Raw genomic sequence first — 15,636 nt, forward strand, 5'->3', positions numbered from 1 at the left:
TCATCCCCTCAACCTGACCTGACGGGCCGTCAGTTCAGCGGATCCCGCTCGATCGCGCAAGGGGTCGAGTTTCAAGCGGGCTGTTGCCGTCGTCGATGTGAGCCCATAACCTCAATCTGATGGACCGTCAGATGCGTGTATGGGAAACCGGCAGGTAGTAGGGGGCACAGCAGTGGACAGCAACGAGGTCGGGGCCAAGGAGCTCCCCCGCGTCATCAGCGTGGATGACCACGTCATCGAACCCGCGCACCTCTTCGAGAAGTGGCTCCCGAGCAAGTACCGCGACCGGGGCCCGAAGCCCTTCACCGCAGGTATCGGCGAGCTGGCGTACATCGGCGGCAAGTACAAGTTCACGACCGACCCGGAAGGGCAGGTCACCGACTGGTGGGAGTACGAGGGGGAGATCTTCCCGTACAAGCGCATCATCGCCGCCGTCGGTTTCTCGCGGGACGAGATGACGCTCGACGGCATCACGCGCGAGCAGATGCGCCGCGGCTGCTGGGACCCGAAGGCCCGCCTTGAGGACATGGACATCAACCATGTCGAGGCCTCCCTCTGCTTCCCGACGTTCCCGCGCTTTTGTGGGCAGACGTTCTCCGAGGCCAAGGACAAGGAGGTCGGGCTCGCCTGCGTCCGGGCGTACAACGACTGGATGGTGGAGGAGTGGTGCGGGGACAGCCGCGGCAGACTGATCCCGCTGTGCCTCATCCCGCTGTGGGACGTCGACCTGGCTGTCGCCGAGATCAAGCGCAATGCCGCCCGCGGCGTGCGCGCCGTGACCTTCAGCGAGATCCCCACGCACCTCGGGCTGCCGTCGATCCACTCCGGCTACTGGGACCCGTTCTTCGCGGCGTGCGAGGAGACCGGCACGGTGGTGAACATGCACATCGGTTCGTCGTCACAGATGCCGGCGGCGTCGCCCGACGCGCCCCCGGCCGTTCAGGCCTCCTTGAGCTTCAACAACGCGATGGCATCGATGATGGACTTCCTCTTCTCCGGGGTCCTTGTGAAGTTCCCGCGGCTCAAACTCGCGTACAGCGAAGGCCAGATGGGGTGGATTCCGTACGCCCTGGAGCGCGCCGACGACGTCTGGGAGGAGCACCGGGCCTGGGGCGGGGTCAAGGACCTGATCCCGGAGCCTCCGTCGACGTACTACTACCGGCAGATCTTCTGCTGCTTCTTCCGGGACAAGCACGGCATCGCCTCCATCGAGACCGTGGGCGTCGACAACGCCACCTTCGAAACCGACTATCCGCATGTCGACTCGACATGGCCGCACACGAAGCAGGTGGCCGAGGACCACGTAGGCCACCTCCCTGAGGACGTGGCGTACAAGCTGCTGCGCGGGAATGCGATTCGCATGCTGGATCTCCCGTTCGACGGGAACCGGTAGGTCGCCGGTTGGTGGTCGGCGCCGCCATCGCCCGGTGGGCCGGGCGGGAAGCGCCGACATCACCGCAGGGCCATCACCGCAAGGTCTCAGCGTCCACCCGCGAGAAGACCAGCTCGCTCTCGCCGACGATGGGGCCGCGCCACCGCACCGGCGGCTCCGGCCGACGCAGCGCGCGGGGGTAGTTCTCGGGCCTGTAGTCGGTGGGCAGCCGGTAGGTGTGGAAGCCGTGCTGAGCCATGGTCGCCATCAACTCATCGATGGAATCCCCGAGTTGGGTCATACGGTCCGGGGTGACCTCCACGGCGATCTCCACATCCGGGCGAAGCTCTGCCAGGGCGGGAGCCAGCCCTCTGATGACGGCGCCCTCGGCACCCTCTACGTCGATCTTGATCACGCGGGCCCTGGTGAGTTCGTCCTCGTCGAGGATCTCGGGCAAGGGCCGGGCCTCCATGTCGAAGCTCGACTCGGCCGGACCGTCGTACGGGACGATCGAGTTGGCGCCCATGTTGTTCGAGCTGGCGAGCACGAAGGTCAGCGTCTTGTGGCTGTCGGAGACGGCCGCGTTGACGGCGCGGACGTTGTCGCAGTCGTTGAGACCGATGTGCTGGAGCACGCGGTTGTGGAATGCGGGAGACGCCTCGATGGCCACCACCCGCCCCGTGCTGCCGACCAGGCGAGAGCCCAGGATCGCGAAATACCCGACGTTCGCGCCCACGTCGACGAACGTGTCTCCGGTGCTCAGGCGACTCTGCAGCCACCGTGTCATGTGTGGCTCCCACACGCCGTAGAGGCTGATGAACCGCTGGATGAGATCGCGGGAGTCACAGGCGAAGCACGCGTCGAACCGCGCCTCGACCACGCGCTGACGCGGATGGTCGCGCAGGTAAGGGTTGAGGTACCGGGCAGCGAGCGGGCCCTTGAGCAGCGAGCCGGGTGCGTTGCGGACATAGCCGCGACCGAGGGTGGCCAGAAGCTCCGACGTACGGCGGAGGGAAGCGGGAGGCATAGCCGCGACCGTACGAGTCCGCCGCGGGCCGCGGCAAGATCCGTCAGCCGGAGCGAGTCAGCCGCCGGCCAGCCGACCCGGTCAGCCGCCGGTCAGCCGACCCCGGTACGCCGCCGGTCAGCCGACCCAGTCAGCTGCCGGTCACCCGAGCCGGTCAGCCGCCGGTCACCCGAGCTGGTCACCCGAGCCGGTCAGACGCCAGTCAGCCGACCCGGTCAGCCGACCCGGTAAGCCGCCGGTCAGCCGACCCCGGTAAGCCGCCGGTCAGCCGACCCCGGTCAGCCGCCGGTCAGCCGACCCGGTCAGCCGACCCGGTCAGCCGCCGGTCACCCGAGCCAGTCAGCCGCCGGTCAGCCGCCAGTAAGCCGCCCCCGCTCAGCCGCCAGCCAGCCGACCCCTTCACCCGGGATAATCAGCCGCCCCGTCATAGCGCCACCGCAAGTGCCCCAGCGCTCGCGCCCTGGCCTCGACAACGGCCATGCGCGCATCGCGCTCCGCCGTGTCGACGTGCGCGGCCTGGCCGGTCGCCTGGCCTTCCCACTTGCGGTAGAGCAGGCCGACCTCGGACGAGAACCAGCCGCGGGAGGTCGAGTTCAGGGCGAGCAGGAGGCCCGTGTCCTCGGAAGCGGGCAGAGCCATCCAGCCGCCAAGGGCCACGAGCAGCTGGCGGCGGACGAAGAGCGTGGCCGGGTGGACCTGCGCCCGATAGTCGTGAGACGCCCAGTAGTCGAGCACTTCCTGACGCTCGATCGGCCCGTGCTCGGGGTCGCCGGGGAAACCGGCCGTAGATCCGTCGGGGAGCAGATCGAGCGCGCGTGACGTCGCCCAAGCAAGGGTCCGATCAGCTTCGAGGGCCGCGAGATCGCGGGCCAGCGTGCCTGGGGCAAGCTGGTCGTCGGCGTCGAGGACCTTGACGTACTCGCCGTCCGCGTGAGCCAAGGCGATGGTTCGAGCGACCCCCGGGCCTCCCGGGCGTCCCTGCCTGAACGTGATCCGGTCGTCGTCGGGGACATGCGGCGCGACCCGGTCTGTCGTCCCGTCCTCCTGGATCAGCCAGTGCCACTCCCAGCCGGTGGGCAACTGCTGCTCGCGGATGGACTTGTACGCGTCGGCCAGGAAGGGCGCCGACGGTGCATGGACGGCCGTGACGATGACGATGCGCCTGCTCACGGCTCACCACCTTTCCAAGTGGGTCGTGAAGAGCATTTCTGTGCGGTCGCCGGGCAGCGTGATGTCCGACATCTCGACGACGCGGTCGTCCGTGTCGTGCGAGGTCTTGCGAAGGACGAGAACCGCCGTGCCGGGCGGCAGGCCCAACTCCTCCGCCTCTTCCACCGTCGGGGGCCGGGCCGTCACGCGTTCTTCGATGCGGTCGATCTCGATGCCCACCGTGAGCAGCTGGTTCCAAGTCGCCCCCGGCCAAGGCTCCTTCGTCTCGTCCAGGAGGTCGGGGTTTCCCTTGACGAGGTCGCGGATCAGATACGACGTGACGAGGCTGAACGGGTTTCGCTCGGCGCTGTACCGCGTCCGGTAGGTCCGCTCGACGAGCGCCGTTCCTGCGTCGACGCCCAGAGCCGACGCGATCTCCTGGGGCGCTTCGACCTCGCGGTACGCGGCGTGAAAGACGAGGTCGTCGACCCCGAGTCCCGTGTCGTGCTCCGTCGCGCCCGTCGCCAGACGCTGCTGCTCGGGTGCGCGAGCCCGGTCCTTCTCCCACTGATACCGAGTGTTCGCGCGCCGCACGAGCAGGCGCGGGCGGCGGACGAAGGTGCCGCGGCCGTGCTGCTTCTCGATCAGCCCTTCTGCCTGGAGCACGCGCAGGGCCTGCTGGACGGTCGGCCCGCTGCGGCCGGTGCTCTTGATGAGCTCCGCCTCGGACGGCAGTCGGTCACCGGGCCCGAAACGACCTGCGCGAATCTGTGCGCGCAGGTCGTCCGCGATCTCCTCGTAGGCCTTGGCCATCCGTGCTCACCGCCCTGTCGGTCAACGCCACTCACCAGCCACTCACCAGCCACTCACCATACGACTCCTCAAGAGGTCTTGACGAAGCGTCCAATGCCGAAATGCGATGCGGTTTCAGGCCATCATTGACATCATTCAAAGGCCAACTGTCACGAAGCATGGCCCAACCACCCAGTTGGTACGGAGATAGCCGGCCGGCCGCGTCTCAATTTGCACTGCCCGGCCCGACGTGCCGAAAAGCATCGCGAACTGGATGCCTTGCAGGCGCCTTGCAGCTGCCTTGTACCGGACCTGTAGTGGCCTTGTAGATGATGCGCTCACGGCGGTCGCCGAAGGGTGAGATCACGAAAAACGCCCGACCGCTGGCGACGGGGGATGCACCAGCGATCGGGCTGTGGCCAACCGTAACAAGGCTTCTCGCGTAAGGGGAGTCAACTACTCAGTCGAAATGTCGAGTTGTGACCGGGATCACGTAGCGTCATCCGTAGGGCAGGGCTGTTGAACCGTTACTCGTCTACTCATCACAGGGCGGCTCGTACGAGAGACGGGGCAGATACTCCTGCCATCTTTCCTGCGTAAGAACGCCCCGAGTGGCTGAGCAGATCCGCCGAATCGCCGCGTCGGTGTCCAAGTTCCAAAGCCGGACCGTATCCGTACCGCTTGAAACTCCGAGCATCTCGCCCTGAGGGCTGAACGACAAGAAGCTGCCCGTCTTGGCGTTGGGGCTCATGGATTGACCGATGGGGGAGGCGTCGGACGGGTCGGCGACGTCCCAGAGGCGGACCGTGTTGTCATTGCCGCCGCTCGCCAGCGTGCCGCCGTCCGCGCTGTACGTCAGTGACACCACCGCGTCGGTATGGCCCGTGAGGGAGGAGCCCAACTGGCTCGCCTTGGAGGGGTCGGCGATGTTCCAGAGGCGGACCGTGCCGTCGTCGCTGCCACTGGCCAGCGTGCGGCCGTCCGGGCTGTAGGCGAGTTCGTTGATGGGGCCGAGGTGGCCCCTGAGGGGCTTGCCGATTCGGGTGGCTTTTCGCGGGTCGGACACGTTCCAGAGCCGGATGGTGCCGTCCGCGCTCCCACTGGCGAGAGTCCGGCCGTCCTTGCTGAGGACGAGGGAATTGACGTAGCCCTCGTGGCCCGTGAGCGGTTCGCCGAGCCGACGGAGACGGGACGGGTCGCTGACGTTCCACAGCTGGATGGTGCGGTCGGTGTCGGCGCTTGCCAGTGTGCGCCCGTCCGGGCTGAAGGCCAGCGCGGCCGCGAAGCGTGTCCTCAGGGCGACGGGGGGCCCGTAGGGGACCGGGTGAGTGGGGTCGGCGACGTTCCACAGCTGCACCGCGCGGCTTCCCGTCAGGAGCGCGAGCGTCTTGCCGTCGGGCGAGAACACCGGTGAACGCACGTCCCCTTCAGAGGGTTTGAAGGGTTTGCCCAGCGCCACGGGCCGGCTGGGACGCTCCACGTTCCACAGCCGGACCCGCTCGTCGCGCGCGGCCGTGGCGAGCACCTTCCCATCAGGGCGGAACGCTCCGGTCCTGCCGACCATGTCCGACGTCGGTATCGACCACAGGCGGACTTTGTTGTCGCCGCTCCCCGTGGCGAGAGTCCGCCCGTCGGGGCTGAAACCGAGGGCGTACATCTCCCCGCTGCTGCCCGCGAGGGGCTCGCCGACCTGCGACGGGTGCGCCGGATCGCGGACGTTCCACAGGCTCGCCGTGCTGTCCGCGCTGGCGGCCGCGAGCATGGTTCCCGCGGAGTTGAAGGCCACGGACCACACGGGGCCGGTGTGGCCGGTGAGCGGCGCTCCGAGCAACTTCGCACGGCGCGGGTCAGCCACCTTCCAGAGCCGGATCGCGTTGTCGCTGCTGCCACTGGCGAGCGTGCGGCCATCGGGGCTGAAGGCCACGGAGTGCACCGTGCCCGCATGGCCGGCCAGCACCTTGTCGATCGGCTTCGGGCGCCGCGGATCGGCCGTGCTCCACAGTCTGATCGTGCCGTCGTCGCCACCGGCGGCCAGTGTTCGGCCGTCGGGGCTGAAGGCCACGGAGCGCACGGCGGCGGTGTGGCCGCTCAGAGCACCGAGTGCCTTCGGCCGGCTCGGGTCGCCCACGTTCCACAGCCGCACGGTGTGGTCGTCACTGGCAGAGGCCAGAGTCCGCCCGTCCGGGCTGAAGGCGACCAGATAGATCGCGCCGTCATGGCCGGTCATGGGCGAACCCAACGGGCGAGGGCGGCCGGGGTCCCGAACGTCCCAGAGCCGGACCGTGCCGTCGTCCGAAGCGGTGGCGAGAGTGTCGCCGTCCGGGCTGAAGACCGCGCTGCTCACCCAACTCTTGTGGCTGGTAAGGGGTTTGCCCAGGGGCTTGGCATGAGACGGGTCCGACACGTCCCACAGCCGTACGGTCCGGTCGTAGCTGGCAGTGGCCAGGATCCGCCCGTTCGGGCTGAACGAGGTGAGGTAGACGGCGCCCTTGTGGCCGAGGAGCGGTGTGGCCAGTGGCGCGTTCACGATCGAGAGCAGCCGGTTCTCCGTGCCTTCGTCGTCCGGCCGCAGGTTGTGTGCGACCAGGTCGAGCTGAGCGGAGAGTGACGGATCCGTGTCCTGGACGCGATCGGCCTCGGCGACCACTTGCTCGAACACCGCGTCGTCCCGCTGCTGCCACGCGACCACCGCCGCGACGACGGCCACCATCGCCAGAACGACCAGGGCGGCCACCGCACCACGAGTGATCAGGACCGTGCGCTTACGGAGTCTGGCCGAAGCAGCCAGGAACTCCACCGCGCCTCTGGTCAGAAACGTGCCACCGGCGGTCTTCCTCCAGGCACGGGCCTGCTCCAGACGGGAACCCCGATAGAGCAGTGACGTGTCGCGGCCGGAGTCCTCCCAGGTCCTGCCGTCCTCCTCAAGGCGTTGGCGCAGCAGGTTGTCGTTCTTGTCCTCGTCGATCCAGTCGCGCAGACGGGGCCAGGCGTGGAGCAGCGCTTCATGCGTGATCTCCACGGTCTCCGAGTCGAGCGTCACCAACCGGGCGCGTACCAGCGCTTCGAGCGATTCCTCGGTCTTGCCGGGGTCCGTCGACTCCTCGGCCAGTTGGCGCCGCGCCCCCCGCCTGCGCGTGGCCTGGGTGTCCTCGCCGAGCCGGACCAGCCTGAGGAGGAGCAGTCGCGCGGCCGTGCGGGCCGCCGGGTCGAGGTCGGACCAGGCACGCTCGGCGGTCGCCGCCACAGCTCCCTGGATTCCCCCCGCCGCGCGGTAGCCGGCCAGCGTGAGCCGTCCCGTCTTCCGCCGCTGCCAGGTGGCGAGCAGGGCGTGGGAGAGAAGCGGCAGCACTCCCGCGTCGTGCGCCCCGCGAGGTCCGTCCGTGCTCACCTCCCGGACGATCAGCTCGGCGAGCCCCGGTTCGAGTTCCAGACCCACGGCCTTGGCCGGGCCGGTCACGGCCTCGCGCAACTCCGTGGTGGTCAGCGGCCCGAGGACCATGTGCCGGTGCTGCAGCGCGTCGGCCAGTTCGGGATACCTGAGGCAGTGCTCGTAGAAGTCGGCGCGTACGCCAAGGACCACGAGCGCGGGGGCTGGACCACCGGCGTCGCCGGGGGAGCACGCGGCCTGGAGGAGCTGGATGAAGGTGCGCTTGCCCGCCTCGCCGGACGAGAGGGTGAAGGTCTCCTCGAACTGGTCCACGATGACGACCGGGCGGGCGGCGGACGACGACTCGCGTCGCGCCCATGCCGTGAAGGACTCCCTCACCGCGTGGGCGAATTGCGGAGTACCAGGCTCTGCCGCGTCCGGTTCCTCAGCGTCAGACGCGACCGGTTCCTCGGCTTCCTTGGCCTCGGACAGCGCCTGCGCCAGCTCGGGTATCTGGCGGGTCAGCTCAGCGAGAGGATCGCTTCCCGGTACGAGCTGCAGCACCGGGCCTGCCTTGCTGTCCTCGTCGCTCAGCGCGCCGTTCTGGAGGGTGGGCACCAGGCCGGCGTTCAGCAGGGAGGACTTTCCCGCCCCCGAAGCGCCCACGAGCATGACGAGGCCGCCCGTCTCCTCCGCCGCGCGGAGCTGAGCGACGAGGGCGTCCGTGCTCCGCTCCCGCCCGAAGAACCACCGGGCGTCCTGCTGCCGGTACGAAGCCAGCCCTCGGTAGGGACACACACTGTGGACGCCGGTCGCGGCCTCGGCCTGAAGCCGTTCCTCCTCTTCCGCGGATGCGGATGCGTGGGCGGCGCGACCGCTGACGGGGTCGGCCACCGCGCGCTCCCACAGGAGCTGCCACTGGGTCATGTCGTACAGACCGCTGGACACCGGCGCGGGCCGCTCGCGCCGCGCTTCGGGTATCAGGACGTGCAGCACGGCCGCGAGGGCGGCGAACTGCGCGGGCACGTTCTTGGCCCGTCGCCAGTCGCTGATCCGCTGGGCGGACACCCGCACGATCCGCCCGCGCTCGTCGACCCGCTGCTGCCGGACGACCGCCTCGGCCACGCGCTGGAGGGGAGGGTTACCGGCTTCCTTGTACAGCAGCGCGAGACGTTCCGCGAAGGCTGTGCGTGCCCCTGAGTCGGAACTCAAGGCCTCCACCCCTTACTTCCGCCGCACTGGATATCCGGACCGGAAAACTCACCTTATACGGCTGACCTGCGGCTAAGGCGTCCGGATGATGGCGCAACCTCCTCGTTCGGGGCTGTAACTGGCAGGATCGCGAACCGGTAGCGAACCAACCGCGCAGCGTCAGGGCAGGTCACCAGCTCGGGGTGACTCGCAGAGGTGACTCGCGACGCCGCACGGCCTCGGCTGGTTTTCGCCGATCACCTCCGGACCGTTGTCACACGGACTACGGATCCGTATTTCCTCGATCCGCGCCGATACGCCGACATGGCGCGGATCGATGCAGGCCGCGTCGTTCGGTACCGGTCCCAACAGGGGAGGGACCGGCACCGAAACGACGTGGTGCGGGCGAGCAGGTTCCCGCGTTCCGGTTGTTCCCGCAGCTGTACGGGATCGAGGGACTGTGGGGAAGGGGCTCCCCACGCGGTGGGCGGTGGCGCCGTGGTGGGAGGTGGCGCCGAACGAGTGGACTTCTTGACACAGGGACGGGCGATCGGGCCTGCGTCGCGGGCTGACGTGGTGATGTTCGTATCGTCTGCCCCCGTCTGGAAGAGGCGCCCCCGAATGAGACGTTCCACCGCCCGCCGTACCCTCTGCGCAGCGCTGCTCGTCGCGTCCTTGTGGGCGCCGGCGGCGGCCCACCCCGCCGCGGCCGATCAGCGGCCGGTCGCCGCCCACCCCGACAAGGGCGACTGCCCGAACAGCCTGGGACGGGGGCTCACATCCCGCCTCGACAAGACCATGAACGACGTCGGAAAGAAGGCGGGCATCCCCGGGGCCGTCGTCGGTCTGTGGATGCCGGGCAAGGGCTGCTACGTACGGTCCATGGGCGTCGCCGACACCAGGACCGGCAAGCCGATGGCCGCCGACTCCTTCGTCCGGATCGGCAGCGAGACCAAGACCTTCACCGTCACCGCGCTGCTCCAGCTCGTGGACGAAGGCCGGGTCAAGCTGGACGATCCGATCTCCACGTACGTCAAGGGCGTGCCCAACGGCCACCGCATCACGCTGCGCCATCTCGCGGAGATGCGCAGCGGTCTGTTCCCCTACACCGAGGACCCCGGCTTCGTCCGCGACCTGCTGAGCGACCCTCAGCGCACTTTCACCCCGCGCCAGTCCCTCGCGTACGGCTTCAAGCACCGCAACACCTTCGCCCCGGGCGAGAAGTTCCAGTACTCCAACTCCAACCTCGTCCTGCTGGGCCTGGTGATCGAAAAGGTGACCGGCCGCCCCCTGGCCGACGTCATCCACCACCGAGTGCTGCACCCGGCGCACCTGCGCCACACACTGTTCCCGCAGGGCAACGAGTTCCCGCACCCGCACCCGCGCGGCTACACGAACCAAACCCTGAGCGGTGAGGTCGCGGACGCCACGAACTGGAACCCCAGCTGGGCCTGGGCGGCAGGGGCGATGATCTCGAACCTGCAGGATCTGCGGCACTGGGCCAAGTCCGTCGCCACCGGACAGCTGCTCAGCCCCGAGACTCAAAAACAGCGGCTCAAGACGCTGCCCACCGGTTTCCCCGGCACCACCTACGGTCTTGGCATCCTCAAGACCAACGGCTGGATCGGGCACAACGGCTCCATCCCGGGCTACGAGACAGTGACGGTCTACCTGCCCTCACAGAAGGCCACCCTGGTCATCATGATGAACACCGACATCACGAGCCAGGGCCAGGAGCCGTCCACCCTGCTGGCCCGCGCGATCACAGCGGTCGCCACCCCGAAGAACGTCTACGACGGTTCGGCCACCGCGCCCTAGACAGACACGCACAAAGCCAGAGGGCCGGTACTGAATCCAGTACCGGCCCTCTGACCTGCTGCTTAGCTGTCGGGGTGGCGGGATTTGAACCCACGACCTCTTCGTCCCGAACGAAGCGCGCTGCCAAGCTGCGCTACACCCCGATGTCGTTGCTCCACCGGCCCGCATTGCTGCTGGCCGTGGCGACATCGATTACTTTAGCGGACCGGCGCCCGGAGACGAAATCCGGTTTTCCGGCCCCTGGCATCCCGTACCGGAGGCCCGCGGCCCGAGGCCTCAGTCCCGGGCCGTCAGCGTCAGCAGTGTCGCCTCCGGGGGGCACGCGAAGCGCATCGGGGTGTAGCGGTTCGCGCCGCAGCCCGCCGAGACGTGCATGAAGGACGTCCGGCCCTCCGCCTCGTGCCTCGACAGGCCCTTCACGCGCTCCGTGTCCAGGTCACAGTTGGTGACCAGCGCCCCGTAGAAGGGGATGCACACCTGACCGCCGTGGGTGTGGCCCGCGAGGATCAAGGGGTAGCCGTCGGCCGTGAAGGAGTCGAGGGTGCGCAGGTACGGGGCGTGCACGATGCCCATCGAGAAGTCGGCGCCCGCGTCGGGACCGCCCGCCACGCGCGCGTACCGGTCACGTTTGATGTGCGGGTCGTCCAGGCCGGTGAGGCCGATCTCGTAGCCCTCGACCTTCAGGGCGCCCCGCGTGTTCGTGAGGTTCACCCAGCCCGCGGCGTCGAAGCCGTCGCGCAGGTCCTCCCACGGGTTGTGGATCACGCCGACGGCGGGTGCGTTGCCGTTCAGGCCGTGCTTGCCCTGCGACTTCTCGATCAGGTAGCGGACGGGGTTGCGCGGCTTGGGGCCGTAGTAGTCGTTCGAGCCGAAGACGTACGCCCCGGGGAACTGCATCAGCGGGCCGAGCGCGTCCAGCGTCTCCGGCACGCCCTCCGGGTCGGAGAGGTTGTCCCCGGTGTTGATCACGAAGTCGGGGCGAAGACCCGCGAGCGAGCGCAGCCAGCGCTGCTTCTTGCGCTGCCCGGACACCATGTGGATGTCCGACACCTGGAGGACTCTGAGCGGTCGCATCCCCGGCGGGAGCACCGGCACGGTGATCCGTCGCAGTCGGAAGGAGCGGGCTTCGAAGCCCACCGAGTAGGCCAGACCGGCGGCGGCCGTCGCCGTGATTCCCAGAGGTACTGCGTATCGCGCGCGCATCCACCCATCGTGTCAGACCCGAAGGCCCCGTAAATCAGCGGGCGTCGGGCCGTACGCACCTGCGACAATCACCGCATGACCACGCTCAAGTCGAAGCTTCAGGAAGACCTCACCGCCGCGATCAGGGGGCGTGACGAGCTGCGCTCCTCGACGCTCCGGCTGACCCTCACCGCCATCACGAAGGAGGAGGTCTCGGGCAAGACGGCCCGCGAGCTCTCCGACGATGAAGTGCAGAAGGTGATCGCTCGCGAGGCCAAGAAGCGCCGCGAGGCCGCGGAGGCCTTCGCCCAGGGCGGTCGCGCCGAGCAGGCCGCGAAGGAGAAGGCGGAGGGCGAGATCCTCGCCGAGTACCTGCCGAAGCAGCTCTCCGAAGACGAGCTCCAGGCGATCGTCGCCCAGGCCGTCGAGGAGGCCAGGGCCGCCGGGGCGGAGGGGCCGCGCGCCATGGGCCAGGTCATGAAGATCGTGAACCCGAAGGTCGCGGGCCTGGCGGAGGGCGGCCGCGTCGCCGCCGTGGTGAAGAAGCTGCTCGCGGGCTGATCACACACGTCACACACGTGCGTAGCTGACCGCACCACACCGCACCGCACCGCACACGTACGTACGGAAACGATGAGGGCGCCCCCTGCTCCAGGGGGCGCCCTCATCGTCGTACCGGAGACACGGATTACCGCGGACTACCGCTCCCTACCGGCCCCATCCGCCGATCCCGCCCCCATTGCCGTTCCCGTTCCCGCCGTTCCCGCCGCCGCCGATGACATCCGGCGGCAGGGAGATGTCCGGCCAAGGATCGCCCCCGCCGCCGTTGTCGCCACCGCCGTTGTTGCCGCCACCGCCGTGACCGCCGTCGCCCGGCTTGTTGTCGTCCTCGTGCTCGTCCTTGTCCTTGTCCTTGCCGCCGTCCGGGATGTGGATGGTGTTGAAGCCCGGCGCGGGCTTGCCCGCGAGAGCGCCGCTCATCGCGTCCCGCCAGATCGGACCCGGGACCTCACCACCGAAGACCTTGTCGTACGGGACTCCGCCGATGGTGATGTCGACCATCTGCCGCTTGTGCTGCGGGTCGCCGACCCAGACCGCGCCCGACATGTTCGGGGTGTAGCCCACGAACCAGGCGGCGTAGCGGTAGTCGGTCGTACCCGTCTTGCCCGCGCTCGCGCGGGAGCCGAGGCCGGCCTGCTTGCCGGTTCCGTCCTCGACCACGCCCTTCAGGAGGGTGTTGATCGTGTCGGCCGTCTTCTCCGACATCGCGCGCGAGCACGTCGACTTCGGCACCGGCAGCGACTTGCCGCCCGGGCCGGCGATCGACTCGATGGCGACGGGCGTGCAGTGCTTGCCGCGCGCCGCGAACGTGGCGTACGCGCCCGCCATCGTCAGCGGCGACATCTCCTGGGTGCCGAGCGCGATCGACGGCGCCTGGTCGATCTTCCGGCCGTCGGCACGCTCGACGCCCATCTTCTCGGCCATCTGCGTCACCGGGCAGATCCCGATGTCGCCGATCATCTCCACGTAGTACGTGTTGACCGACTTCGCGGTCGCTTCCCTCATGTCGTACGGGCCGACCTCGGACTCGTTCTCGTTGGTGAGCTTCGCGCCCCCCGAGTTGAGCCACTTCTTGCCGTCGCAGGCCGCGACGCTGTCGGGATACGGCATCTCGTACGGAGAGCCGTAGCTCTTCGTGGGCGGCATTCCGCCCTCCAGGGCGGCCGCGGCCACGATCGGCTTGAACGTCGATCCCGGCTGGTAGCCCGCGCCGCCGCCCATGGCGTCGTCCACGGACAGGTTGATCGTGGTCTCGTCCTTCTTGAAGCCGTAGGGCCGCGACTGGCCCATGCCCAGGATCTTGCCGGTGCCCGGCTCGACGATGGTGGCTGCCGTCGCCACGTCGTCGGACTGGTTGACGTGATCCTTTATCGAGGCCTGCACGGACTGCTGTGCCTGTGGGTCGAGGGTGGTCTTGACGCGCAGACCGCCCTGGTTCCAGACCTTGGCCCGGTCCTCCTTGGTCTTGCCGAAGACCGGGTCGGAGAGGAACACCTCGCGTACGTAGTCACAGAAGAACCCGGCGCCGCTGACCGCCGTGATGCAGCCGTTCTTCGGCTTGCTCACCTTCAGGCCGAGCGGCTTCTTCTTCGCCTCCTCGGCCTCCGCCTGCGTGATGTCGTGCGTCTCCGCCATCCGCTGCAGCACTACGTTGCGGCGCTTGGTGGCTTCCTCCGTGTCGTTCACGGGGTCGTACCGGCTGGGGGACTGCACGATGCCGGCGAGCAGCGCGGCCTCCTGGACCTGAAGGTCCTTGGCGGGCTTGGAGAAGTAGCGCTGGGCCGCGGCCTCGACTCCGTACGCCTGCTGCCCGAAGTAGGTGATGTTCAGGTAGTTGCTGAGGATGCGCTTCTTGCCGAGCTTTTCCTCTACCTGGATCGCGTACTTCAGCTCGCGGATCTTGCGCCCGAGGGTCTGCTGGGTGGCCTCGGCGACCTTCGTCGGGTCGTCACCGGCCTCCTCGACGAAGACGTTCTTCACGTACTGCTGGGTGAGCGTGGAGGCGCCCTGGGAGACACCGCCGCTCTGCGCGTTCTGGTTCAGCGCGCGCAGGATGCCCTTCGCGTCGATCGCGCCGTGCTCGTAGAAGCGCGAGTCCTCGATCGCGACGATCGCCTTCTGCATGTACGGCGAGATCTCCTTGAGGGGGACCACCGTGCGGTCACGCGAGTAGACCGTGGCGATGGAGCCGCCCTCGCTGTCGAGGATCGTGGTGCGCTGACTCAGCGGCGGCTGCTCCATGTTGGAAGGGATGTCGTCGAATTCCTCCACCGACCCCTTCGCCGCGAGGCCGAGCGCGCCGGCCGCGGGCAGGGCGATACCTGCCAGCACGGCTCCCGCGAGCACGCTGACACCTAGGAACTTCGCGGCCTGCTGAGTTGGTGACAGACCACCGCCCGAGCGCTTCTTTCCCATGGGGGCAGCCTACGTTCTGATTCGCCGGACACGCCTCAATGCCTTGGCCTAAGCTGCTCTCAACTGTCACAGCAGTGCGGTTTGGCAACAACCCCTCCGTCGGTCCCGAAATCCCGAACGGGGACTTCCCACGCTCTTCAAGCGTCAGGGAAAGTGTGTCCGAATTCGCCTCATGCGGCATTCGATGCCCGTTGTGACTCAGCTGAAGTGCCCGCATTTGCCGGGTTAATCACGCATGTCGCCAGCTCACTCCGTCGGGTGATCTGCCGCTTACGCATAGTCCGTTCGGGCCATTCAAGATTGGGCCCGAAGGGGGTGTTGCGCTGTGCCCACCTTCCGTAACGTCCTCAACTGGCGGCGGTGAATATGCCGCTGCCGCCGTGGGGGAGCCTCGATTCGGGAGAGGACGGCGCCGGTATGGGCTGGGTAACCGACTGGAGTGCGCAGGCGGCCTGCCGCACTACCGATCCAGATGAACTGTTCGTTCAAGGAGCAGCGCAGAACAGGGCCAAGGCGGTGTGCACCGGCTGCCCGGTGCGCACGGAGTGCCTGGCCGACGCGCTGGACAACCGCGTCGAGTTCGGCGTGTGGGGTGGCATGACTGAGCGGGAGCGCCGCGCACTGCTGCGCAGGCGTCCCACGGTCACCTCTTGGCGCCGTCTGCTGGAGACGGCGCGCTCCGAGTACGAGCGTGGCGCGGGCCTGCTGCCCGTGGACTTGGAGGACGACGAGACGTACGAGAGCTACGCGGCGGTGGGTTAG

At 68.4% G+C, this 15,636-nt stretch carries 10 protein-coding genes and 1 tRNA gene; 4 read left to right on the forward strand and 7 right to left on the reverse strand.

Annotated features, from left to right (window positions below):
- The first annotated feature begins 139 nt into the window (after positions 1-139).
- Positions 140-1,393: an amidohydrolase family protein gene (locus E5671_RS25635; RefSeq protein WP_160506282.1), complete on the forward strand. Its 1,254-nt coding sequence runs from the start codon at positions 140-142 to the stop codon at positions 1,391-1,393.
- Between the two features lie 73 nt (positions 1,394-1,466).
- On the opposite strand, the gene E5671_RS25640 is transcribed toward E5671_RS25635, so the two are convergent.
- The 4 genes from E5671_RS25640 to E5671_RS25655 all read right to left on the reverse strand — a co-directional run bounded on the left by E5671_RS25640 (position 1,467) and on the right by E5671_RS25655 (position 8,928).
- Positions 1,467-2,399, reverse strand: coding sequence for an FkbM family methyltransferase (locus E5671_RS25640; RefSeq protein ID WP_160506283.1), 933 nt, complete (start codon positions 2,397-2,399; stop codon positions 1,467-1,469).
- A 399-nt stretch (positions 2,400-2,798) separates the two neighbouring features.
- On the reverse strand, positions 2,799-3,569 hold the full coding sequence (locus E5671_RS25645; protein WP_160506284.1) for a glycosyltransferase: 771 nt from the start codon (positions 3,567-3,569) through the stop codon (positions 2,799-2,801).
- Positions 3,570-3,572: 3 nt separating this feature from the next.
- On the reverse strand, positions 3,573-4,361 hold the full coding sequence (locus tag E5671_RS25650; protein ID WP_160506285.1) for a GntR family transcriptional regulator: 789 nt from the start codon (positions 4,359-4,361) through the stop codon (positions 3,573-3,575).
- A 514-nt stretch (positions 4,362-4,875) separates the two neighbouring features.
- Positions 4,876-8,928, reverse strand: coding sequence for an nSTAND1 domain-containing NTPase (locus tag E5671_RS25655; RefSeq protein WP_160506286.1), 4,053 nt, complete (start codon positions 8,926-8,928; stop codon positions 4,876-4,878).
- Between the two features lie 591 nt (positions 8,929-9,519).
- On the opposite strand from E5671_RS25655, the gene E5671_RS25660 reads away from it, so the two are divergent.
- Positions 9,520-10,716, forward strand: coding sequence for a serine hydrolase domain-containing protein (locus tag E5671_RS25660; protein ID WP_160506287.1), 1,197 nt, complete (start codon positions 9,520-9,522; stop codon positions 10,714-10,716).
- A 69-nt stretch (positions 10,717-10,785) separates the two neighbouring features.
- On the opposite strand, the gene E5671_RS25665 is transcribed toward E5671_RS25660, so the two are convergent.
- Together E5671_RS25665 and E5671_RS25670 are read right to left on the reverse strand one after the other, a co-directional pair.
- A tRNA-Pro gene (locus E5671_RS25665) sits at positions 10,786-10,859 on the reverse strand.
- Between the two features lie 133 nt (positions 10,860-10,992).
- Positions 10,993-11,919 (reverse strand): metallophosphoesterase, encoded by a 927-nt coding sequence (locus E5671_RS25670; RefSeq protein WP_160506288.1) that lies wholly within the window; start codon positions 11,917-11,919, stop codon positions 10,993-10,995.
- Positions 11,920-11,994: 75 nt separating this feature from the next.
- Between E5671_RS25670 and E5671_RS25675 the strand changes: the two genes are divergently transcribed.
- Positions 11,995-12,459 (forward strand): GatB/YqeY domain-containing protein, encoded by a 465-nt coding sequence (locus tag E5671_RS25675; RefSeq protein ID WP_160506289.1) that lies wholly within the window; start codon positions 11,995-11,997, stop codon positions 12,457-12,459.
- Positions 12,460-12,606: 147 nt separating this feature from the next.
- Here the strand turns inward: E5671_RS25675 and E5671_RS25680 are convergent, their stop codons facing one another.
- Positions 12,607-14,874 carry a transglycosylase domain-containing protein gene (locus E5671_RS25680; protein WP_160506290.1) on the reverse strand — a complete coding sequence of 756 codons (2,268 nt, stop codon included), beginning with the start codon at positions 14,872-14,874 and terminating at the stop codon, positions 12,607-12,609.
- A gap of 417 nt (positions 14,875-15,291) precedes the next feature.
- On the opposite strand from E5671_RS25680, the gene E5671_RS25690 reads away from it, so the two are divergent.
- A complete protein-coding gene (locus E5671_RS25690; RefSeq protein ID WP_167828965.1) occupies positions 15,292-15,636 on the forward strand; it encodes a WhiB family transcriptional regulator in 345 nt (114 codons plus the stop codon).

This window comes from Streptomyces sp. BA2, assembly GCF_009769735.1.
In the GTDB taxonomy this organism is placed as follows: Bacteria; Actinomycetota; Actinomycetes; order Streptomycetales; family Streptomycetaceae; genus Streptomyces.

What these genes read in the sequence shown, in the direction of transcription:
- E5671_RS25675 (WP_160506289.1), top strand. Translation starts at nt 11,995, where the DNA reads ATGACCACGCTCAAGTCGAAGCTTCAGGAAGACCTCACCGCCGCGATC.
- E5671_RS25660 (WP_160506287.1), top strand. Translation starts at nt 9,520, where the DNA reads ATGAGACGTTCCACCGCCCGCCGTACCCTCTGCGCAGCGCTGCTCGTC.
- E5671_RS25680 (WP_160506290.1), bottom strand. Translation starts at nt 14,874, where the DNA reads ATGGGAAAGAAGCGCTCGGGCGGTGGTCTGTCACCAACTCAGCAGGCC.
- E5671_RS25670 (WP_160506288.1), bottom strand. Translation starts at nt 11,919, where the DNA reads ATGCGCGCGCGATACGCAGTACCTCTGGGAATCACGGCGACGGCCGCC.
- E5671_RS25640 (WP_160506283.1), bottom strand. Translation starts at nt 2,399, where the DNA reads ATGCCTCCCGCTTCCCTCCGCCGTACGTCGGAGCTTCTGGCCACCCTC.
- E5671_RS25690 (WP_167828965.1), top strand. Translation starts at nt 15,292, where the DNA reads ATGGGCTGGGTAACCGACTGGAGTGCGCAGGCGGCCTGCCGCACTACC.
- E5671_RS25635 (WP_160506282.1), top strand. Translation starts at nt 140, where the DNA reads ATGGGAAACCGGCAGGTAGTAGGGGGCACAGCAGTGGACAGCAACGAG.
- E5671_RS25650 (WP_160506285.1), bottom strand. Translation starts at nt 4,361, where the DNA reads ATGGCCAAGGCCTACGAGGAGATCGCGGACGACCTGCGCGCACAGATT.